A 21,697-nucleotide genomic window follows, 5' to 3' on the forward strand; every position below is an offset into this window, starting at 1 on the left:
GCAAACCTCCTGATTGCAAGTACTTTGCCGATCCTCGTCACATATAAAAAATGGTTTATACTTATCAGATCATTCGTTTTTAGAGAACGAAATCACATGAAGCTGAATTACCATCACCTTTACTACTTCTGGAAGGTCGCGCGAACCGGTCACCTGACGCGGGCAGCTGACTCGCTGCATATTTCCCAGTCGGCGCTGTCGGGTCAGATACGCAAGCTGGAAGACAGCCTGGGACACGACCTCTTCATTCGCGAGGGGCGGCGCCTCAAGCTGTCTGAAGCCGGGAGAATGGCATTCTCCTACGCCGAGGAGATCTTCCGCCAGGGTGAGGAACTGACGGCATTGTTCGCCTCCGGCGCTCAACCAAACCGCGAGATACTCCGGATCGGGGCGGTGGCCACCCTCTCCCGTAACTTCCAGGAAGGCTTTCTTCAGCCGCTGCTGAACCGCGAAGACCTTGAGTTGAGCCTGCAAAGTAGCCACATGGATGAGCTGCTAAGACGGCTCTCGGCGCATCGACTGGACTTGATCCTCGCAAACCAGGCGGTACAGGGAGATGAACAGAATCCCTGGCGGTCACGGCTGATTGCCAAGCAGCCGGTCAGCATCATCGGGCCGCGGGGAATAGACGTTCAGGGCGATTTTGTCGACGTACTGCGTGGCCGAAGCCTGATTGTGCCGGGCCCGGACAACAACATACGCCAGGCCTTCGACCAGTTGTGCGAGTATCACAGGCTGCGTCCCAACATCGCCGCCGAGGTGGATGATATGGCGATGATGCGACTTCTCACCCGGGATACCGGTCATTTCGCCATCATGCCTCCGGTGGTCGTGCGCGACGAAATGAAGAGCGGAACCCTTGCAGACTACGGCGCCCTGCCAGGCGTCTTCGAGGAGTTCTACGCCATCAGTATCCGGCGCCAGTTCGAGACGCCGGCACTCAGGGAACTGCTATCCCAGACTCAGGACAATTACCTGACCCGGACGCTGATTGGTCATTCTGACTAGCCCGAGTGGCGAAAAATGTCATCCATAAGGCTGACTTACATCCGTATACTGAAGCGGAAAGACCACAATAATAACGCCGGACATATGATCATGAGCCAAGCCAGCCTGCGAGAACACCCGTCCATTCTGATTATCGGTAGCGGTTTTGGTGGTCTGGGCATGGCCATCAAACTGAAACTGGCCGGATTCAATAACCTGACCCTGCTGGAAAAAGCCGACCGGGTTGGAGGTACCTGGCGTGATAATACCTACCCCGGTGCCGCCTGCGATGTGCAATCCCACTTTTATTCATACTCCTTCGAACCCAAGCACAACTGGTCGCGGAAATTCGGATTGCAGCCCGAAATACTCGGGTATATGGAGCACTGCGTTCAGAAATATCGCCTGGGCAGTCACATCCGGTTTAACTCCGAGGTGCAGGAAGCCGCGTTTGACGACGAAACAAATCAATGGTCGGTGACTCTCGCAAACGGTGAGCAGCTGACCGCCAACGTACTCATCACCGCCACCGGACAGCTCAATCAACCTGCCTGGCCAAACCTGAAGGGCCTGGACCTTTTCCAGGGCAAGATGTTCCATTCAGCCCGCTGGGATCATGATTACGACCTCTCCGATAAACGAGTGGCGGTCATTGGAACTGGCGCGAGTGCCATTCAGTTTGTTCCGGAGATTGCATCGAAGGTAAAGCAGTTGGACCTGTTTCAGCGCTCGGCGGCCTGGGTCCTGCCCAAGCCGGATCGGCCTTTCAAGCGCTGGGAGCAGACGCTGTTCCAGAAAGTGCCGGCCTGGGATCGCCTTTATCGATACCTCATTTATTGGAAAAACGAGAGTCGCGCCCTCGCTTTCACCAAATTCAGTGGCCTTCTCGAGTATTACGCGAACATGGCAAAGCGGGAGGCCAGAAAACAGGTCACAGATCCCGCCAAGCTGAAAAAGATCATTCCAGACTACAAGATCGGCTGCAAACGGATTCTGATTTCCAACGACTGGTATCCGGCCATCAACCGGCCGAACGTGAATCTTATTACCGACCCTATTGACCACATTGACGAGTCCGGCGTCATTACGCACGAAGGACACCACCATGAAGTGGACGCAATTATCTGCGGCACTGGTTTTCGGGCCTCGGAGTTCCTGTCACCCATCCGGATAACAGGCCGGGGCGGAAAGACCCTGAACGAGGCCTGGCAGAACGGCGCTGTGGCGTTCAAAGGCATCACCGTCAGTGGCTTTCCCAACATGTTCATGCTCTATGGGCCCAACACCAACCTGGCCCACAACTCGATTCTGTACATGCTTGAGTCCCAGTTTCGCTACGTTCTGGAATGTCTGGAGGCGCTCGAAAAGTACCCTCACTCCGCCATGGACGTCCGGCAAGACCGGCAGGACCGTTTCACCCATGTGGTTCAACAGGGCCTGGAAGACACGGTCTGGAGCTCCGGCTGCACCTCCTGGTACCTCGATGAGCATGGGCGCAATACCATCAACTGGCCGGGATTCACCTTCACCTACCGGTTCGCGACCCGCCGGGTAGACACCGCTGATTACCAATTTCTTTACCCCGGCCAGACCGCGGGGTAATCGGGTGAAAGCCTTTGCCCTTGAACCTCGGCCATATTCATAGGATGATTGGGTTATAGGTTAGAAGGATGACATACACATGCTGGAACGTATTCGCAAAGGCTCGCTGGTCGAGACTGCTATCGAAAGTCTCAGAAACGCCATCGAAAAAGGTGACTGGTCGGTTGGCGATCGCCTGCCCGTCGAATCAGAACTTTCCGAATCCCTCGGAGTAAGCCGCAACACGGTTCGTGAGGCGGTTCGGGTGCTGGTACACGTGGGGATGCTGGAAACCCGCCAGGGGGATGGCACATACGTACGAGCGACACGGGACGCCGGGGAGACACTGCGGAGAATTGCCCGCACCCAGCTGGCGGAGCAGCTGGAGGTCAGGATCATGCTGGAAACGGAGGCCGCCAAGCTGGCAGGGCACCGGCGGACAGAACAGGATCTCCGGCACATGACCACAGCCCTCGATGCTCGCGCCAAAGCGGGAGATGACCTGCAGGCTCGCATCCGGCACGACGAAGCCTTCCATCATGCCCTGGTTGCCGCTTCTCATAACTCAGCGCTGATCGAGCTCTACGACTACTTTTCCCACGCTGTCAGCCAGACCATCGAGCAGACCGAAACCGACGCAGACCTGCCGGAACCCTCCCAGGAAGACCATGAACTCCTGCTCGCGGCGGTCCGGCGTCAGGATGAGGGCAAGGCAGAATCCCTGGCAAGGGCGCTTTTGAAACCCAGCCTCCAGGCCTTGAAGCGTCGGGAGTCCTGATTCATGAAGTTCCGGATCGACACCTTTACCCTGCTGCTCCTGGGCGCCATCGTATTAGCCACCTTTCTGCCTGCAACTGGCCAGGCAGGCGAGGCACTGGCCACCGCCGGAACGGTCGCCGTCGCCCTGCTCTTCTTTTTCCATGGCGCAGCGCTGTCCCGGGACCAGATTATTGCCGGTGCCACCCACTGGCGGCTGCACATTCTGATCACTTCGCTCACCTTCGTATTTTTTCCACTTGCGGTGCTGCCGATTAACGGCCTCAGCAATATCGCACCATCCTGGATGCCGAAAGATCTTGGTTTGGGGTTTCTTTACCTGGGCGTCCTGCCGTCGGCGGTGTCCTCTTCCATCGCCTATACCGCGATGGCGCGGGGCAATGTTCCGGCGGCAATCTGCAGCGCAGCCGCCTCCAATGTCTTTGGCATGATGCTGACGCCATTCCTGCTGTTGCTGTTGGCAAGCACGTCCGGCGGTGGGGATTTCTCCGTAGCGGAAGCCCTGAAAGACATCGTTCTGCAACTGCTGCTGCCTTTTGCGGTTGGGCATGCGCTCCGACCATGGCTCGGCGGATTTCTTGGCAGAAACGAAACACTGATGGCCCGATACGATCAGTGCGTGATCTGGCTGATCGTCTACTCCGCTTTTTCACATTCGGTAGAGAGCGGACTCTGGGAGAATCTGCCCCTGCAGGCCATCCTTTTCGCCATTGCGCTGTGCCTGGGCTTGCTGCTGCTATTCATGGTGTTTGCCAGGTTCCTGGTACGGCGATTCGGGTTCAGCCTGGAGGATGAAGCCGCGGTGGTGTTCTGCGGCTCCAAAAAGAGCCTGGCGTCTGGTCTGCCCATGGCCAAGGTCCTGTTCTCAGGGCACCCGGGCTTCGGCATGATCGTGTTACCGATCATGTGCTACAACCAGATACAGGTTATCGTCGGAGCCTTCCTGGCCCAGAAGTACCGGGATAAAATTGAAAGGGCGAATGCAGAGAAAACGGGTTGATCCGGGCGGCGAAATCAACCGCCACCCATTCCGCCAAAGAGTGTGGCAAGAATCGCCAGCCCTACAATCCAGCCAATCACCGCCGGCCAGAAATTGACCATTTGCGGTGGCTGTTCGCCCTGCTCTTCAGCCATATCGGGTTCCGGGTAATTCCGATCGTCGGCCGCCTCAGGCGCCTGCTCCACAGTGAACCAGTCGAACCACTCACCGAGAAACTGGGCCACCGGCGCCGGAAAGGTACCGTTTTCCGCCATCGGCCGTATCTGGGGCTCCAACTGGCGACCAATCTCGCGTCGCAACCGCGGCTGATCGGCGGGCGGCTCGTCCAGAATGGCTTTCCAGATGCCCGGGTCCTTGCTTCTTGAGGAGTCATTGAGCAAGGCCTTGATCTGGATAACCACCTCACGAACCACCTGGCCCTCGTTGGCATCCAGCGGACGATCAGGCTCCTCGTCCTGCACCTCGCGATGCGGTTCAGTCTGAACCGTGTCAGAAGCCTGCTTTACCGGGCCCGGATCGTCCCCGACTGCCTCCCGGAAAGCCGCTTCCAGGCTCTTTGCCTCGTCTTCCGAAGCAAACTTGAGCTGTTGCTCATACGCATCCTGGATCTTCCGGCGATCGCCGGTCGGCTCAATTCCAAGGATTTCCCAACAATTCATAAAGCTGCAACTCCCGGGCCTAGATTTATTACATTTCAGAGAGACAAACTGTCTGTAGTCCCTTACGATAGGACCTAATCATAATAAAACCGCTTTATCCTTTTTTCTCGGCAGATTATAGAACGTCAACCATGCATCAATCGACAAAAACGGCAGGAATGGGTGACCGCCGCCCTCTGGCAACCTGCTTCGGCATCAGCCTTGCCCTGTCCGCCCTGCTTCCGGCTACCGCGCTCGGCCAAACTGACACACCTGATTTCATGCCCGGCTTGCTTGCCCTCGAAGGCGAACAAAGCGAAATCCCCGAAGTACTGACTACGACACGATTGCGCCAGTCAAAACTCAGGGTTCCCGGCACCACCACGATCATCACCGGCGACATGATCCGTGACCTCGGCATCATGAACCTCGTAGAGGCATTCCGGCTGGTTCCGGGCATGGTGGTTGGCCACTGGGGAAGTACCAACCCGGTGGCAACCTATCGCGGTACTTCCCAATACGAGCAACGCCGCCTGCAGGTTCAGATTGACGGGCGAACCGCCTACAGAATCAGCCTCGCAGACGTAGATTGGCTGGGCATGCCGGTGGCACTGGAAAATATCGAACGTATTGAAGTGAGCCGGGGCCCAAATTCCGCCGCCTATGGCATCAACGCGTTTCTTGGAAGCATCAATATCATTACCCGCTCACCGCAAGACACGGCGGGGGTGGAAGCCTACACCTCGGTTGGGTCCCGTGGTCACCTTCGCACGTTTACCTCCGTGGGCGATACCGATGCCGACAAAAGTTGGCGGTTGTCGTACGAGAAGCGCAAATCCAACGGCTTTGATAGTCAGATTGATGGCGGCCAGGAGATCCCCTTTCACGATGGCCACGACATCAACAACTTCAATTTCGACAGCGTATTCCGAATTGACCGCCAGCATTCGGTTGACGTGCGAGCAGGCGTTCTGGATGGCGTAAATGAAGAAGATCTCGAGAAGTCCGGAAAGCTGGGCGCCACCACAAACCCGGACATTATCATGGATGACTACTACCTCCATGTCCGGTTCGACGGAGCGACCTCGCCCGACCACTTCTACCATATCCAGGCGAGCTATCAGAATCAGCGACAGAGGCAGCGGTGGACCGTTTCCGCGCCTGCAGCGGAGATCAATGCCCTGCTGCCGACAGGGTTCCCACCCTTCCCCGAGGATCAGGGTCCGTTCATCGCTGACCTGAACGAAGACCTGGAAGAAACCCGGCAGGAAATTGAATTCCAGGACACCATTATTTTCAGTGACCAGTTCAAGCTGGTCTCCGGTGTGGGCTATCGCAAGGACTCGTTCAATTCCGAAACCTTCTTTAACGGTAAAGGGGACAATTACCAATCCCGGGTATTCGCCAACGCTGAGTACTCGCCCTTTCGGTGGCTGACCTTCAACGCAGGCGGCAACTGGGAGCGGACCACGACCACCGATGAAGACTATTTTTCCCCCAGAGCCGCGGCAAATTTTATCCTGAACAACAACCACGCGCTGCGGTTTGTCTTTTCCCGGGCGGTCCGCACACCGGATGCCTTCGAGCAGAATCCGGACTGGTCCTATACACCGACCAACGTTCAGCCACCCTTTGAAGCACTGGATGGCCAGAGAATCAAAGTGGAAGACATCCTGGACCCGACTACGTCCACTTACGGGCAGGAGTTGGAAGAGGAGTGGATCACCTCCCGGGAGATCAGCTACTTTGGCCAGTTCCATCTGGAAAGTGCCCTGCTCTCGGTGGAAGTGCGCTACTTCAACGACGATTTCCATGACATGATCAGTGGCGTCATCAACGAAGAAGAATGGTATATCGCCAACAACGTTGATCTTGAGCAGGAAGGCGTCGAGCTGGAAACCTCGCTGGAGTTTTCCGGAACCAAGCTCCGGGCTACCTACGCGTATCTTGAGCAGGAAGGCAGATACACTGGCGACCCGGCCGCGCTTCCGGTCGACAAGCAGGAACGTGCCGTAGATCTTATGGGCCGTCTCTCCGCCCGTGACTCCGGTAGTTTTGCCTGGATCCAGGATCTGCCAATGGGCTTCATGACCTCAGCGGCCATGTACTGGACCAATGAAGTGCGCAATACCCGGTTCGAGCGGGCCGATTTCAGGCTCGCACGTCGGGTGGACAGAACCAACTACAGTTATATGCTGGCACTGACGATCCAGCATTACCTTAACCCCAAGCCATGGATCAGCCCTGACAACCGGATTGAGGATCAGAACCAGTTTTTTGTTGAAGCTGGGATTCGTTTCTGAATTTAACAAGGAAAGCGTGAGCCCTGGACGGTATGGAGCGAAGTACAGGCAAGGCAGATCAAAAACGGTCCATATGTGGAATCCGGAGTCTTTTCCCCAAGACCCTGTGCATTCTGCTGCTGACCGTTTTTTCCGTGTTTTCCGGCGCCCAGGAATCGCAAGGCCAGGAATCGCAAGGAAGAGTGGTTTACTTTGCGGGTTCGGGCAATGCCCCTCTCGACCAACACCTGATTCAGCTGCTGAGAGGAGAGCTGGCTCCAGCAACATCCCTGATAGAAATTACTGATGATCAGCTGGCCACCCTTGATTCCGGGCCGATCATCAGCGTGGGGCCCGCCGCCTTCTCCCGGGTCCGTCAGGCAAACCGCTCGGCACCCATATTGGCCATGCTGGTGGACAAGTCCTTTATCTCGGGGTTTGCAGAGCGGTCTCCGGGCCAGATCACCGGGGTGCTGTACAACGTACCCCTGATCCGCCAGGCCCTGACAGGGAAAGCCATCCTGCCCCAGGCCAACAAGATAGCCCTGCTGGCAACCGCAGACTCGGTGGAACTTTACGAACCGCTGATTGATGAGCTACCGGCCTATGGCATGTCGGCCAGAATATTTCTGGTAGAAAGCAACGACAACCTGATCTCAACACTTGTCCGGGCCCTGGGTTATGGAGATTTTCTGTTGGCCGCCCCAGACAGTGCCATATACAACCCCAGAACCATCAAACATATTCTGCTGACCGCCTACCGCCGTAACCAGATCGTCATCGGCCCCACTCAGGCTTATGTCAAGGCAGGCTCCCTGGCCTCCAGTTACGCTCCGTTCCCTGAAATGGTTGAGATGGCTGGCAGCTTTTTATCGACCTTTTTCGAAACTGGTGCATATCCGGAACCCTCGTATCCGGAAGAGTTTCGGGTCGAGGTCAATGCCCAGGTTGCACGTTCTCTGAACATTCCCTTGCCGAGCCGTGAGGATATTGCCACACGGGTGGATCGACAATTAGCGATTAATGGGGAGGCGTCTGATGAATAACAGCCACAGACAACAGCGCCCCATGTCCCGAAAGCTGCTGCTCCTCGGAGCTCTGCCAGCCATAGTCATGTTTATCGTGCTGATGGTGTTCTTCACGTCTGTGCGCCTTGAGGATGCGCGCCGGGATCTCTCCGACAGCAGCCAGATGCTTGCCGACAGCCTCGCCCCTGCCCTGGAATACGCCGTTGTCTCTGGCAACACTCTGGCACTGGACCAGATCCTTTCCCAGTCGCTGCGTCGCAGCAAAGCCGACTGGATCCGGGTTTCTGACGTTATGGGAGACCAACTCGGCTTCGTTTCCCACGAACCGATCAACCCGGGTGAAACACCCGAGCGCTACCAGATCTACGAAGCCGAGATTCTCCAGCAGCCCCTGGAATTTGGTTCGGAGCGCACTGCGGAGTGGTTTGAGCCAGACTATGGCTTTGGTTCCGGTTCTCTGAGGGTTGGCACTGTTCAGGTTGGCGTAAGTCAGGATGTTCTTGCCGAAAGGCGGCAGGATATTCTCTGGACATCGATCGCCGTTGGCGTGGCCCTGCTGCTGTTCAGCATTCTGATCATCAATCATTTCCTTGGAGCAATTCTGGCACCGATACGGGACCTCGCCGGGCGAATCGGTCAACTCACCGATGGTGACTACCAGGAACGTCCCCTGAATACTCACCAGAGTTCGAAGGAGATCGTTGCCATTGAAGAGCAACTCAACCAGCTGGCTCATCACCTGGCCGGCCTGAAAACAGCACGGGACCAGACCCTCGCCGCCTCCGAAGGTGCCCGGGAAAAGGCCGAGATGGCAAATCAGGCAAAATCCGAATTTCTGGCAACCATGAGCCATGAGTTGCGTACGCCCCTGAACGGGGTGCTTGGGATGGTCGATCTGATCCAGGAAGAACCGCTTACCCAACGCCAGCGCGAATACCTCAACACTGCCCGCCAGTCCACCGAGGATCTGTTGACCGTCATCGGGGACATCCTCGATTACTCGAAGATGGACAGCGGCACCCTGAAGCTCGACAGCCAGGAGTTTAACCTTCGGGAACTGATTTCCAACTGCACCGCCACCTACCGACACCTCGCCGAGCAACAGGGCCTAGCCCTCAACCTCAAGTTCTTTGGCGACTGGCCGGACAACCCCGTTGTCATCGGTGACCCCGCACGTCTGCGGCAAATTCTGGCGGGGCTGGCTGACAACGCCATCAAGTTTACCGGCGATGGCTTTATCAATATCCAGGCGGGCTTTTTCGCCCTGGAAGACAACTGCATCATTCTGAATTGCTCGGTCAGCGACTCCGGGTCCGGCATTCCGACCGAGCGCCTTCACGACATTTTCAACTCCTTCGAACAGGTCGACGGCGGAAACAGCCGGCTATACGGGGGCACCGGGCTTGGCCTGTCCCTGGTCCAGCGGCTGGTTGAACTCATGGGCGGGCACATTCAGGTGGAAACGGATCTGGGTAAGGGTTCCTCGTTCCGGTTTGAGCTGCCCTTCGAGTTGGCGGATCGACCCATCGATCCCGAGCCGACCGGGACACCGCCAAGGGAAACGATTAATGGCACCAGCCACGCCCTGGTGGTGGAAGATAACCCGGTAAACCAGCGCGTTGCCACGGCTATGCTCAAGCGATTGGGTTTCCATACCGATTCCGCCAACAACGGCAAGGAAGCACTGGACAGGGTGACCACTAACCACACAGGCTACGACATCATATTGATGGACTGTCAGATGCCCGTGATGGACGGATACGAGGCCACCCGCTATATCCGGGAATGGGAGCAGAGCAACGCGCAGATTGGGACACCGATCATTGCACTAACGGCAGACGTTCTGCCCGGCACGGAAAAGAGTTGTCTCGATTGTGGCATGAACGACTATCTGGCCAAGCCTGTTCGCAAGGAAATGCTCCGCGAAGTGCTCAGCCGCTGGATCAAGCTCTAGAAAGGTTCCGGCGCCCAGAACCGGACGCCGGCACTAAATCACGCCACCGGTTCGCGCATGGTGACAAACTCTTCGGCAGATGTCGGATGAATGCCCAGGGTAGAATCAAACTGGGCCTTGGTCGCACCAGCCTTGATGGCAACCGCCAGCCCCTGGGTAATCTCACCAGCGTCCGGACCCACCATGTGGGCACCCAATACTCGATCAGTCTCGTCGTCTACCACCAGCTTCATCAAGCTCCGTTCGTCACGACCACTGAGGGTGTATTTCATCGGGCGGAACTCCGAACGGTAGATCCGCAGTCGATGCCCCGCTTCCCGGGCCTCTTCCTCGGTCAGCCCAACCGTTCCGATGTTTGGCTGGCAGAATACGGCCGTTGGAATCGCCGAATAGTCCATTTCGCCTTTGCCATCGCCGAATAAACGTCTGGATAGCACCATGCCCTGTGCCAGGGCAACCGGCGTAAGCTGAGGAGTTCCAATCACATCACCCAGCGCAGTAATTGAGGGCACGGCAGTCTGGAAGTGATCATCCACGACAACATGCCCCGAGGCGCTGAGCTGAACGCCAAGATCAGTCAGACCAAGACCGTCAACCAGGGCACGACGGCCGGTTGCCGCCATCACCAGGCCAGTCTCCAGGGTTTCGCCATTGTTAAGTTGAACCCGGTAATGGGCATTTTCGGCCTCAACCGATTCGATGGTCACCCCGAACTGCAGGTTTACGCCTTTTTTCCGCATTTCCTGTTCGGTAAACCGTCGGATGTCGCCATCAAACCCGCGCAGGAACAGATCACCGCGATACAGCAAGGTTGTATCAACACCCAACCCGGCCAGGATGCCGGCAAACTCTACAGCGATGTAGCCACCGCCCCAGACCACGGCCTGCTTCGGCAGCTGCGGCAGGTAGAACATCTCGTTGGACGTAAGAATGCATTCCTTGCCGGGCACATCCGGAATCACCGGCCAGCTGCCGGTGGCTATCGTGATGTGTTTGGCCCGATAGGAGGTATCCCCGACCACCACGGTATTGGCGTCTGACAAGGACGCCGTTCCTTCGATGATGGTCACACCGGCGTTTTCCAGCAACCGACCATAAATGCCATTCAGACGCTCGATCTCGGCATTCTTGTTGGCAACCAGCTTCGGCCAGTCGAAACTGACATCGTCGAGTGGAACCTGCCAACCGTAGCCGGCTGCATCTTCCAGCTCATCGTGAACGTGAGCGCCGTACACAAACAGTTTCTTGGGCACGCAGCCAACGTTTACGCAGGTTCCGCCAAGATACCTGGATTCAACCACGGCCACCCTGGCGCCCCGCTGGGCAGACATCCGCGCGAGGCGAACGCCGCCGGAGCCGGCTCCGATAACGATCAGATCAAAATCCTGCTGGTCAGACACAGCTTCTCCCGTTACACATTTTAAAATCAGGTTTGGCCGGAGGTGGCCGTTTTGGTTTCCGGATGCACTTCCCTGAACAACACGTGATCTTCAAAATCGCCGAGCTGAATCTTGCCAAGGCTCCGGAAACCCTCGGATTCGTAAAACGGCAGATAACGGTTGTTTCCTGTATCGAGCACCAGCCCGCTGCCACGCGGGTTCTCGGCACAGAGTTTTTCAACGGTTTTCAGCAGCAAACGGCCGTAGCCGCGATTCTGGTATTTGGGATTAACCCCCATCATGGGCAACTGATGCGCCAGTGGTTGTGGCAACATGTCGCGAATTTTCTCGTGGTAGTCCAGATACCGACGTGTAGAGGCAAACCCCGTCGTCAGCACCATACGAATCCGCCAGCTGATCTGATCAGCCAGGTTCATCCTTAATTCGGGATCCCCGATGAACGCAACGGCCACAAGCGTGTCGTCAACCATCACGCCAATGGCATCCTGTTCGAGCTCAAAATAAAGGTCTATCAGCTCCCTTATGGTCGCCCTCACCCTCTGATCGTAGCCGGGGCGCCGGTGATCAAACAGGTACTGGAACGTCGGTTCGTTCCGGTAGGCGTGAAACAGAATGGATCTGGCTTCATTCCGCGCCGTTTCGTCCAGGCGAACAATGGCTGGCTCGGATTTGTTCTTGTTGTCGCTGCCGTTACTCATCGCTTCCCTCTCCTGCGTCAGTTCCGGACAAAAGGCCCGGAATCTGGTTTTCAGAATCAGATGGCCAGTGTGAGACGAACGGAAACCCGCCCTGGCTCACTGGCCCTGTCCATGGCCGCCTGGTCAATGACGACACCATGGTTGCCATTCAATCGCTCTAACCAAGCGGCAACCTCTGCAAAAGGCACATTCTCAAGCCAGACTCGGATGGCGTCTTCACCGCTGGGCTCAAAGCGCTGAAGTGACAGACCCGCCTCCCCGGCGGAACGGGTCACCAGCGCCATCAGGGCACGGCCATCCGCAGGTTTGTCTGCCGACGCCGTGGTGCTGGCACCGCCTGTATTGCCAAGACGCTGAATTGTCCGCTGGTTTGCCTGCATCCAGGCCAGCAATTCGCCGGCATTGTCTCTGGCAGCTTCCGCCTGGTCGTAGAACCCGGCCGCCGGTCGCCAAACGGCAAAATACAGAAGGCCAAGAAACACAGCGATGGCCAGCACCACCAAAGCCTGCTGGTCGCGACGGGGCAACTGGTCGTATTGCGCAATGAGTTTGCCGACCGCCGGCTGATCCTTGATTCGGGAAAACATACCTTAACCTCCTGAGACCGTCAGGCGGCCGCGGGCGCCGCTCGCTTCGTTCACCACCGAACCAATCTGCGCCTCAAGCCCCTGGTTCGCGAGGCCGTTGCGCAGAGCGCTCAAACGGTCATAACTATCGGCTCTCACGTCTACGACCAGCTCACCCCGTGAGCGGCTGTAATTCACTGAATTGAAATTCACTCCCTGGCTGCCCGGCAAACGGGAATACTGTTGTCCGGTGTATTTCATCAGGGTAATAAAGTCCACTTCCGGCCCACTTGCGCCGGCAACCCGCAACTGGCCTTCGATCACGCGCCGGACGTTGCCGGCATGGGTACGCCGGTCATTCGGAAACGCATCGCGATAGATTGCCATGGCCTCGTTTCGCAGTTTTTCTGCCTGATTCTGATAGTAGAATCCCATTCCGGCATTCAACGCCACCTGAACCACGAACCAGACGGCGGCAACTGCGATGAGGGGTTTCCATGGTTTGAGCGGACTCGCCTTGCCCGATTTGGACGAGAACATGCCCTGGCACAGGTTTACCGGTTCGCACAGATGATGGTGATGGGCGTAGGCCAGCAGTTCCAGAGGCATGAGTTCAAGAACTTCCTTGCGAACCGCAAGCCGACCAGAACCGTTCAACTCCGAGATGGCCGATTGCTGGAGATCAAATTCTTCAGCGGTGCCGTAAAGCGTGACCGGAATTTCAGCCACCACTTCCTCCGCAGACGGTGCAGCCAGCGTGTGAGCAAACATTCCCAGGTTCGCAGACTGCATACTCAGCCACTCGCCGCGTTCGCTCACCATCATTGCCGTTTCGCCATCCAGGCAGACCGACCAGCCGCCTTCGGTGCGCGGCAACAATGAGGCATCCGGAAAAATCGCTTCCAGGCGAACATGCTCCCAGCCGCTGAACAGATTCACCCACTGCCCCATCCGTTCGCGATCAATGGCCGCTACGCGGTAGCCGTGATCGGTATGGGCGCCCAGCGCCAGATGAACAGAATCAATGTCCTGGGCAATCTGCTCCTCGACAGCGTAGGGCAACGCCTGATTGATAAAGCGGCTTTGCTTCGCGGGAATATCAGCCAGACAATAAATCGCTTCTTCGCCGGGGATAAGGCCGATCAACAGAACATTATCCAGTGCATTCTGGCCGAGGGTATGCTCGATGGTTTCCCGACTGTCGCCTGCGCCGCGAGCCTGCGCATCGCCACTGGCATCGTGCAGGACCCAGTTGAACATCTGGGCACCGGGGTCCTGGTCAGCGTCCGCAAACGGCGGTATTGGGCGGACGTAAAGGCGATAAGACATGATTATCCTTCTGAAATTGTGAAAGGCTCTTTGGTGATTCGGTTTTTCTGCCCGATATCCCTGTTAACCGTCTGGACTTCGCCTTCCGGAGTCCGGAACACGGTACTGACCATATTCACGACACGGTTATCGTAGGTAATCCGCGAGGCAACTTCAAAAAACCGGGTCTGCAACCCCAGTCCAACCGACTTGAGCCCGAGCCCGGCGAACTCTGGTAACGCCAGAAAGTCCTGGAGGTTCTCGAACCGTTCCTCTTCCCGCTTCTCAAGAATAGACGCAGCCTGGGCGTCCGTCAGCTCTTCATGGAGAGAGCGGATCACCATGGCCGTCGCGGTGTTCACGTTGATCCCCGCACCATTTACAGGAAGTGCCGCCACGTGGGGCCGCAGGGCCCGATAAATCTCTTCGGTCATGCCTTCGATCAGGCGCAATTCGGTCACCGTGGTAAACGGCTGGTTGGCAGCCCGGTAACCCTGCTCAGCCATCAGATACTGGCCATCCTCTGCGCCGTACGCCGTGACGGTCTGGTCGTTGGGGTCGATCCAGTCCACCAGCGAATCCACGGAAACTGCAGTAATCCCCAGTGCGGCAAACAGCTGAACGAAACGATCTCTGACGATGGGATCCACCTGGCCATTGGCGCCGACCAGGTCGTTCAGATTAAGCCGGCCTCCAAGGTCGTCAATCTGGACCTCAGCCACACCATTGTCATCCAGCGGCAGAACGGCTGCATTGGCGGCCCAGAACTCGTCAAGGCTATCGACCATCAGGTTTTCTTCCTTGTCCTCGTCATAATCCCTGCGCAGGATCTGGCGGGCGAACGCCTCGGCGCCAAGTGCGATACTCTGGCCCTGCTGTTGAGCCAGATAATGTCCCGCCTTGAACACTCGCAAGCTCTGCTGCTGGGTCATCCCCGAAGCAAGCATGACCACCAGAGCCATGGCCAGCAGCACCATGATCAGAGCAACGCCGCGCTGACGATTCGATAACCTCGGGGTCTGGCCCATCGCTACCTAGCCTCCCTGCCCCGTTGCACCGGTATTCTCTCCGGTTTGTTCTCCGGTAGCCTCTTCTTCTGTGCTTTCTTCTTCCGCTTCGCTGGCAGCCTGGTTGGCCTGGTTTACTGCACCCTGGGCAACGGCCGGATCAAAATCCGGTAATGCAAAGGTCCGCACCAGCGTTCCAAAACGCTCATGTTCCAGAGTCACTTCCATGCCCAGCGGCAGTGGAATATCAGGGCGGCTACCCGGGGTCAGTCCGGCCATCACCTCATCGGTTGGCCATTGCGGTTGCCAGCTCCGGTTGGCATCCAGAAACCTTATTTCCAGGCGCTTTACGCCTTCCAGCAGCAGCACGTCGCGGCTGTCATCTTCCTGGCCCTGATCCACCATGGGCCAGTACCGGCGCCGCAGTTCGCTGCCAGTATATTCCCAACCGACACGCTGCAGGCCACTGCGGCGAATGCCCAGGGGGTTACGCCAGCCCTGCCGGGTCAGCAACAGGGAAAAGTCGTCCGCACGGCTGGAGAGCGCTGGCTGGAAATCCCCGTAAATGTCCCTGGCCGGCCGGTTGACCACCTGCATGATATCCCGCTCAAGCAGGAGCATGGACCGCTGCAAACCGTCGAACTGTTCCGCCAGTTCGTTCACCCGATCGCGGGAATTGACCACTCCGTTGATAACCTGCCAAACGCCAAGCCCGATAACGGCGGTGATGGTAACCGCGATCAAAACCTCCAGCAGGGTAAAACCACGTTGTTGCGGATGGCAGCTGTGTGCGGACGGGAACCTCATTGTGCCCCCACGAAAGCCGACAGGGTATGGATCGGCTCCGGCGTCGCGCCTTCCTCGCGATAACGGGCAACCGTAACCTCCACACGACGCATCTTCGCCTCGGCGGTTGCAAGAATCGCGGTGGTCACCCGCCAACGATACGGCCCGAAGTCGGTATCCTTGGAGTTCTCGGAGATGCCCGGAATGTTTTCCTGCAGTCGAATTTCGTTTATTCGGTTATCTGCCAACCAGCTCGCCAGGGTTTTGTCCCGAACCCGTTCGTAACTGGAAATGTACTGGCTTCCAACTTCGGCCGCAGCCGTTGCAATCAGGCCGAACACAAGCAGGGCAATGAGTACTTCGATCAGGGTAAACCCTTTCTGCGTCCTCACCCGCTGCTCCCCTCATCGCCCGGTTTGCGCCAGTCCATGGGCGACGCCCCATCCGAGGCCAGAACGTGCATCGTGTCTGACCCGTTTCCGATAGTGAACTCAAGCTCGAACGGCGTTGTCTCGCCACTGGAGAAAAAAACGACGTCCGGCAACAGGGTATCTTCGGATGATGCCAGCCTGGGCGCGTCGCTTTCGATGAACTCGGTGACAGTGAGCCACTCCGGCAGGCTTCGGGCCCGGAACATGCGCTCGCCAGAGGCTTTCCAGTCCCCGGTCTGATCCTGAAAGGCCACAAACTGATAGCCGTCTTCTTCCAGCTTCAGGCCCAGTTCCAGGTTATTGAGTACCGCCTGCTCGGAGGCTGTCTGCATGAGCAGATACAACTCCCGCACTTCGTTTTCCAGTTCACGCTGCTGGGAGCTTCCCCCCATTGTGAATACCGCAAGGGACGCCAGCAGACCCACAACCACCAGGACCACCAGTATTTCAATCAGGGTGAAACCGGTCTGTCGGGATCTGATCTGCACAGTGATTTAGCCCTCGGTGTCCCAGACGCTGATATCCGCAGCGTCGCCGTCGCCACCTTCCTGGCCGTCAGAGCCATAGGAATACAGATCGTAGGGACCTTCGGTACCCGGGCTTACGTACTGGTATTCAGAACCCCAGGGATCCTCCGGCACGCTCTTCAGGTAACCGTCGGAATTCCAGTTCTTGGGCTCCGGGCTGCCACTTGGCTTGGAAACCAGCGCCTCAAGACCCTGCTGGGTGGAGGGATAATGGCTGTTATCCAGGCGATAAAGGTCCAGCGCATTGGCAATGTTGCTCAACTGGGTTTCCGCCACGGTGACCTTGGCCTGGTCACTCCGACCCATGATGTTTGGAGCCACGATGGCCACCAGCAGGCCCAGGATCACCATCACCACCATGATTTCAATCAGGGTAAAGCCGCGGTTACGGTTGCGTGAATTGAGGTTCTTGGTCGTCATTGTCTCACTCGTTATTGGCATGGATTGCTTTGGTCCGGGCTCGTCAACTGACACTCCGGCGCGGGTTTCATCCCACGAGATTACTCATATTCAGAATCGGCAGCATGATGGCCAGCACGATGATCAGCACCACCACGCCCATCACCAACAGCATCATCGGCTCGAACAGCCCCACAATCGCAGCGATCTTTGATTGGAGGGTGTTTTCCTGCATGCGCGCGGTTCGTTCCAGCATGCTGTCCAGCTCACCACTGGCCTCCCCGCTGGCGATCATGTGCAGCATCATCGGCGGAAAATACCCGGTCTGATCGAGGGAACGGTGCAATGAGCCGCCTTCGCTGACCTTTCTGGCTGCGTCCCGCAGTTCCTGCCGCAGAAAATCGTTGGATAACACCTCACCGGCAATGCGCATTGCCTCTACCAGCGGCACGCCACTGGTCGTCAGTATGCTGAGGGTGCTGGCATAGCGGGCAGTGTTAACGCCACGAACCATCCCTGAAAACAAGGGGAGATGTAACAGACGTTTGTGAAACCGCAGTCTAAACCCGGGCTTGGTCAGGAAAAAGCGGAACACCATCAATGCGGCGACCAGCAGTATAAATAGATAGACACCGTAATCCGCCAGAAATTCCGACACCGCAAGCATGGCCATAGTCAGCGTTGGCAGCTCCTGCCCCTGCTTCAGAAACACATCAATGATATCCGGCACCACGTAGGTCAGCAGGAACACGACGATGGCAATGGCGACGATACTGAGAATGATGGGGTAGATGGCCGCCAGCTGAATTTTCTGGCGAGCCTCCTGACGGTTTTCGGTGTAATCCGCCAGCCGGTTCAGAACCAGATCGAGATGGCCGGCGTGCTCACCCGCAGCAACGGTAGACCGGTACAGCCTCGGGAACGCCCGGGGAAACTCACCCAGGCTGTCCGCCAGGGTGTAGCCTTCCATGACTTTCGCGCGAATGGCGATCAGCATGCTGCGTATTCTGGGTTTCGGTGACTGCTGAGCGGCCGCCGAGAGCGCCTGCTCGATGGGAATGCCGGACTGGATCAGGGTTGCCAGTTGGCGTGTAACCAGTGCAAGATCGGCCGCGGCCAGCGAACCCCGGCTGCCCAGGGGATTGCTCCTGGCCTGTTTCTCGGCGGCCGGTTCGACGGCCAGCGGCGTGAGGCCTCGCTCCCGAAGTTGCTGGCGAACGGCTCTCGGCGCATCGGCTTCCACGACACCTTGTTTCTGCTTGCCTCGGGAATCGAGCGCCTTGTATTCGTATGCTGGCATGGTTTACTGACCCCGGTGCGTAACGCGGAGTACTTCTTCCACCGTGGTCACACCATCCAGGATTTTCTGCACGCCGTCTGCGTGAATACTCGGGCCATGCTGGCGAGCCACCTTTTCCAGGCCCAGCTCCCCGGCACGTTTGTGGATCAGAGAACTGATTTCCTCGGAGATCTCCACCACCTCATAGATACCAATACGCCCACGGTAACCGAGCTGGTTGCAATGGCTACAGCCGGTTGCCCGGTAAATGGTGGGCGGGTTGGCGGGATCCTGCTGCAGAAACTCGCAGTGCTCTTCTGTAGGTGTATACGGCTCCCGGCATTCCTTGCACAGAACCCGAACCAGCCGTTGGGCAACAATGCCCACCAGGCTTGATGAAATCAGGAAGGGCTCGATACCCATATCCATAAGCCGGGTAATCGCGCCAACGGCGGTATTGGTGTGCAACGTGGAGAGGACCAGGTGGCCCGTCAGACTCGCCTGTACGGCAATTTCTGCCGTTTCCAGATCCCGAATCTCACCGATCATAACCACGTCGGGATCCTGACGCAGAATGGCACGAAGACCCCGGGCAAAGGTCATGTCCACCTTGGTATTCACCTGGGTCTGGCCGATGCCCGGCAGGTTATACTCGATGGGGTCCTCAACAGTCAGGATGTTGCGGCTACGATCGTTGATTTCCTGGAGCGAAGCATAGAGTGTGGTGGACTTACCGGAACCCGTCGGGCCAGTGACCAGCAAAATGCCATAAGGCCGGTAAATCAGCTTGCGCAGAACCTTCAGGTCCTGCCCCGCCATGCCAAGGGATTCCAGCCGTATGGCACCTGCCTGTTTGTCGAGCAAACGCAGAACCACGCGTTCACCGCTAGAAGACGGCATGGTCGACACACGAATATCCACTTCCCTACCAGCGACCCTCAGCGCAATACGGCCATCCTGGGGCACCCGTTTCTCAGCGATATCCAGCTTCGCCATAACCTTGATCCGGGACACCAGCAGCGGGGCCAGTGCGCGCTTGGGCTCTACCACTTCACGCAACACACCATCCACCCGGAAGCGAACCACAAGGCGCTTTTCATAGGTTTCAATGTGAACGTCCGAGGCGCTGGTTTTCACTGCTTCAGTGAGAATGGCATTGATCAGACGGATGATTGGAGCATCGTCTTCCTGCTCCAGAAGATCCTCGGTTTCCGGCACGGAGTCAGCGAGTGAGGCCAGGTCCATGTCATCGCCGATGCCTTCCACCATCTGCATCGCTTCCGCAGAATCGTTCTGATAGGCGGAATTCAGGGCCTGGTCGAAACGGTCCGGATCGATGGTGGCAAAACGGGCACGACCGCCACTGATACGGTTCGCTTCCGCCAGCGCAGAATGGGACGCACCGGGCCGAACCAGAATAACCGGCTCGCCGGCGTCCGAACGGGTCAGGATTACTCCGTTGCGCTTGGCAAAAGTAAACGGAAGACGGCCCAGCGGAGCATCCTGCGGCTGAAGTTCAGTGTCTGTGGTCAAGGTCGTCCTCGTTCGTGAAACCCTTTTCGATTCAACTAATTCAGAAAGGCTACCACAGGATATGGACCCGCTGAATAACTCTATACACTATACTCCCAATAAAACGTTGCAGTCTGATAACCTGTGAGCTTTTTCCCGGCCCACAAACTTGCATTCAGGATGATCAATGCTCCTAAACAATGAACGGTTTCCCCTGATTCTCGCGCTCGTGGCAGGGGCGGCCATGGTCGCCCTGACAGCCTGGCAGGGTTACCGTTTCTGGCAAATGGAAGGCCAGCAGGGACAGTACGATAACGTGCAGCCACTGGTCTCCGACCCGGCCGCCGGTCGCGAGCCACCCAGCGTGGACCTTTCCTCCCTGGAATTGTTCGGAGCTGCATCCGGCGAAAGCGAGCCGGTAGAAATGGATACCGAGAATCTCCCTGAAACCAACCTCCGGCTGTTCCTTCGGGGCGTACTGGCCGCGGATGGTGATTTCCCGGGCAGCGCGCTGATCGAAGATGACAAAAGTAAAACCGAAGCCTACCTGGTGGGTGACGAACTGCCCGGTAATGCCACACTGCGCTCGGTACATCCGAACCGGGTGATCATTGAACGTTCCGGCAAACTCGAAAACCTCTACTTCCCGGAATCCGAAGACCGCAGCGGCATATCCTTTACGGCCGACCAGCAGGCAGAGCCTTCGCCCGCCGTCCAGCAGGCTGCATCCCCCTCACCCTCGAGAGCGCCCGCTTCCGCCACCAGCGATGAGCAGCGCCGGGAGGAAATCCGCCGGCGCCTTGAGCAGCTCAGGGAACGCCTACGGAACAATAACTGAGGCGCGCTATGGAAACGGCCGCCCTTCAGATTCGCCGCCGTTCCACTCTTCTGCCTGCGTTATTGCTCGTGGTCTCTCTTGTGAGTGCCTTCGAGCTGGGCTCCCGTCTGATGAACTATGTTCAGGAAGAATTCGGAACCGAAGCCCACCAGCGTCTGGAAAACTGGCAGCGCCTGCATGCTCTTGCCGCAAATGCCCCCATCGACCGACAGCTCCGGCTGGTGAACTCCTTCTTCAATCGAGTCACCTTTGTCAGCGATATCCGCCACTGGGGCGAGGAAGACTACTGGGCAACCCCGGTAGAACTGCTGACCACCAACGGTGGTGACTGTGAGGATTTCTCAATTGCCAAATACCTGACCCTCAAGTCCATGGGCGTGCCCGATGATCAGCTCCGGATCGTGTATGTCAAAGCGCTGGAACTGAACCAGGCCCACATGGTGCTGGCGTGGTACCCGGAGCCAGACGCCGATCCGTTGATTCTGGACAACCTGATAAATGACATTAAACCTGCATCTCAACGTACTGATCTTGAACCCGTTTACAGCTTCAACGGTGAAGGCCTCTGGCTGAACCAGTCCGGCGGAGCGCGCACCCGGATCGGCGAAGCGGGCAAACTCTCACGGTGGCAGGACCTCAACAGCCGGCTGACCGAATCACTCCGGCCCTGAGCTCTATTTCAACGTATCGGCTGGCGGC

The 21,697-nt window shown here is 57.5% G+C and carries 21 protein-coding genes; 9 read left to right on the plus strand and 12 right to left on the minus strand.

Annotated features, from left to right (window positions below; genetic code table 11):
- The first annotated feature begins 96 nt into the window (after nt 1-96).
- The 4 genes from KYE_RS05280 to KYE_RS05295 all read left to right on the plus strand — a co-directional run bounded on the left by KYE_RS05280 (nt 97) and on the right by KYE_RS05295 (nt 4,345).
- Nucleotides 97-1,008: a LysR family transcriptional regulator gene (locus KYE_RS05280; protein WP_008171163.1), complete on the plus strand. Its 912-nt coding sequence runs from the start codon at nt 97-99 to the stop codon at nt 1,006-1,008.
- A gap of 84 nt (nt 1,009-1,092) precedes the next feature.
- Nucleotides 1,093-2,589 (plus strand): flavin-containing monooxygenase, encoded by a 1,497-nt coding sequence (locus KYE_RS05285; protein WP_008171165.1) that lies wholly within the window; start codon nt 1,093-1,095, stop codon nt 2,587-2,589.
- A gap of 79 nt (nt 2,590-2,668) precedes the next feature.
- Complete coding sequence (locus KYE_RS05290; protein ID WP_008171167.1) at nt 2,669-3,346, plus strand: FadR/GntR family transcriptional regulator; 678 nt, start codon at nt 2,669-2,671, stop codon at nt 3,344-3,346.
- Between the two features lie 3 nt (nt 3,347-3,349).
- Nucleotides 3,350-4,345: a bile acid:sodium symporter family protein gene (locus KYE_RS05295; protein ID WP_008171169.1), complete on the plus strand. Its 996-nt coding sequence runs from the start codon at nt 3,350-3,352 to the stop codon at nt 4,343-4,345.
- A gap of 14 nt (nt 4,346-4,359) precedes the next feature.
- Here the strand turns inward: KYE_RS05295 and KYE_RS05300 are convergent, their stop codons facing one another.
- Nucleotides 4,360-5,004 carry a hypothetical protein gene (locus KYE_RS05300; RefSeq protein WP_008171171.1) on the minus strand — a complete coding sequence of 215 codons (645 nt, stop codon included), beginning with the start codon at nt 5,002-5,004 and terminating at the stop codon, nt 4,360-4,362.
- A gap of 131 nt (nt 5,005-5,135) precedes the next feature.
- On the opposite strand from KYE_RS05300, the gene KYE_RS05305 reads away from it, so the two are divergent.
- From KYE_RS05305 to KYE_RS05315, 3 genes are read left to right on the plus strand one after another with little or no spacing between them, the layout of a single operon-like run.
- Nucleotides 5,136-7,286 carry a TonB-dependent receptor plug domain-containing protein gene (locus KYE_RS05305; protein ID WP_039881866.1) on the plus strand — a complete coding sequence of 717 codons (2,151 nt, stop codon included), beginning with the start codon at nt 5,136-5,138 and terminating at the stop codon, nt 7,284-7,286.
- A gap of 32 nt (nt 7,287-7,318) precedes the next feature.
- Complete coding sequence (locus tag KYE_RS05310) at nt 7,319-8,311, plus strand: ABC transporter substrate-binding protein (protein ID WP_008171175.1); 993 nt, start codon at nt 7,319-7,321, stop codon at nt 8,309-8,311.
- Entirely contained in the window at nt 8,304-10,247 is a 1,944-nt protein-coding gene (locus KYE_RS05315; protein ID WP_008171178.1) for an ATP-binding protein, read from the plus strand. The genes KYE_RS05310 and KYE_RS05315 overlap by 8 nt, the downstream gene beginning before the upstream one ends.
- Before the next feature lie 38 nt (nt 10,248-10,285).
- On the opposite strand, the gene gorA is transcribed toward KYE_RS05315, so the two are convergent.
- The 11 genes from gorA to gspE all read right to left on the minus strand — a co-directional run bounded on the left by gorA (nt 10,286) and on the right by gspE (nt 20,181).
- Nucleotides 10,286-11,647: a glutathione-disulfide reductase gene (gene gorA / locus KYE_RS05320; protein ID WP_008171181.1), complete on the minus strand. Its 1,362-nt coding sequence runs from the start codon at nt 11,645-11,647 to the stop codon at nt 10,286-10,288.
- Nucleotides 11,648-11,673: 26 nt separating this feature from the next.
- Complete coding sequence (locus KYE_RS05325; RefSeq protein ID WP_008171182.1) at nt 11,674-12,345, minus strand: GNAT family N-acetyltransferase; 672 nt, start codon at nt 12,343-12,345, stop codon at nt 11,674-11,676.
- A 56-nt stretch (nt 12,346-12,401) separates the two neighbouring features.
- Nucleotides 12,402-12,932 (minus strand): type II secretion system protein GspM, encoded by a 531-nt coding sequence (gene gspM, locus KYE_RS05330; RefSeq protein ID WP_008171183.1) that lies wholly within the window; start codon nt 12,930-12,932, stop codon nt 12,402-12,404.
- A 3-nt stretch (nt 12,933-12,935) separates the two neighbouring features.
- Nucleotides 12,936-14,240, minus strand: coding sequence for a type II secretion system protein GspL (gene gspL / locus KYE_RS05335; protein WP_008171184.1), 1,305 nt, complete (start codon nt 14,238-14,240; stop codon nt 12,936-12,938).
- Between the two features lie 2 nt (nt 14,241-14,242).
- Nucleotides 14,243-15,247 carry a type II secretion system minor pseudopilin GspK gene (gspK, locus tag KYE_RS05340; protein WP_008171185.1) on the minus strand — a complete coding sequence of 335 codons (1,005 nt, stop codon included), beginning with the start codon at nt 15,245-15,247 and terminating at the stop codon, nt 14,243-14,245.
- 6 nt (nt 15,248-15,253) lie between these two features.
- A complete protein-coding gene (gene gspJ / locus KYE_RS05345; protein WP_008171186.1) occupies nt 15,254-16,033 on the minus strand; it encodes a type II secretion system minor pseudopilin GspJ in 780 nt (259 codons plus the stop codon).
- Entirely contained in the window at nt 16,030-16,404 is a 375-nt protein-coding gene (gene gspI, locus KYE_RS05350) for a type II secretion system minor pseudopilin GspI (RefSeq protein ID WP_008171187.1), read from the minus strand. The genes gspJ and gspI overlap by 4 nt, the downstream gene beginning before the upstream one ends.
- Nucleotides 16,401-16,931 (minus strand): type II secretion system minor pseudopilin GspH, encoded by a 531-nt coding sequence (gene gspH / locus KYE_RS05355; RefSeq protein WP_008171188.1) that lies wholly within the window; start codon nt 16,929-16,931, stop codon nt 16,401-16,403. The genes gspI and gspH overlap by 4 nt, the downstream gene beginning before the upstream one ends.
- A 6-nt stretch (nt 16,932-16,937) precedes the next feature.
- Nucleotides 16,938-17,390 (minus strand): type II secretion system major pseudopilin GspG, encoded by a 453-nt coding sequence (gene gspG / locus KYE_RS05360; RefSeq protein ID WP_008171190.1) that lies wholly within the window; start codon nt 17,388-17,390, stop codon nt 16,938-16,940.
- A 67-nt stretch (nt 17,391-17,457) separates the two neighbouring features.
- Nucleotides 17,458-18,669 carry a type II secretion system inner membrane protein GspF gene (gene gspF, locus KYE_RS05365; protein ID WP_008171191.1) on the minus strand — a complete coding sequence of 404 codons (1,212 nt, stop codon included), beginning with the start codon at nt 18,667-18,669 and terminating at the stop codon, nt 17,458-17,460.
- Between the two features lie 3 nt (nt 18,670-18,672).
- On the minus strand, nt 18,673-20,181 hold the full coding sequence (gspE, locus tag KYE_RS05370; RefSeq protein ID WP_008171193.1) for a type II secretion system ATPase GspE: 1,509 nt from the start codon (nt 20,179-20,181) through the stop codon (nt 18,673-18,675).
- A gap of 166 nt (nt 20,182-20,347) precedes the next feature.
- Here gspE and KYE_RS05375 point away from each other — a divergent pair, with 166 nt between their 5' ends.
- On the plus strand, nt 20,348-20,998 hold the full coding sequence (locus KYE_RS05375) for a type II secretion system protein N (RefSeq protein ID WP_008171195.1): 651 nt from the start codon (nt 20,348-20,350) through the stop codon (nt 20,996-20,998).
- 8 nt (nt 20,999-21,006) lie between these two features.
- On the plus strand, nt 21,007-21,669 hold the full coding sequence (locus KYE_RS05380; protein ID WP_008171198.1) for a transglutaminase-like cysteine peptidase: 663 nt from the start codon (nt 21,007-21,009) through the stop codon (nt 21,667-21,669).
- The last annotated feature ends 28 nt before the right edge of the window (nt 21,670-21,697 follow it).

It is taken from the genome of Marinobacter manganoxydans MnI7-9 (assembly GCF_000235625.1).
Classification (GTDB): domain Bacteria; phylum Pseudomonadota; class Gammaproteobacteria; order Pseudomonadales; family Oleiphilaceae; genus Marinobacter; species Marinobacter manganoxydans.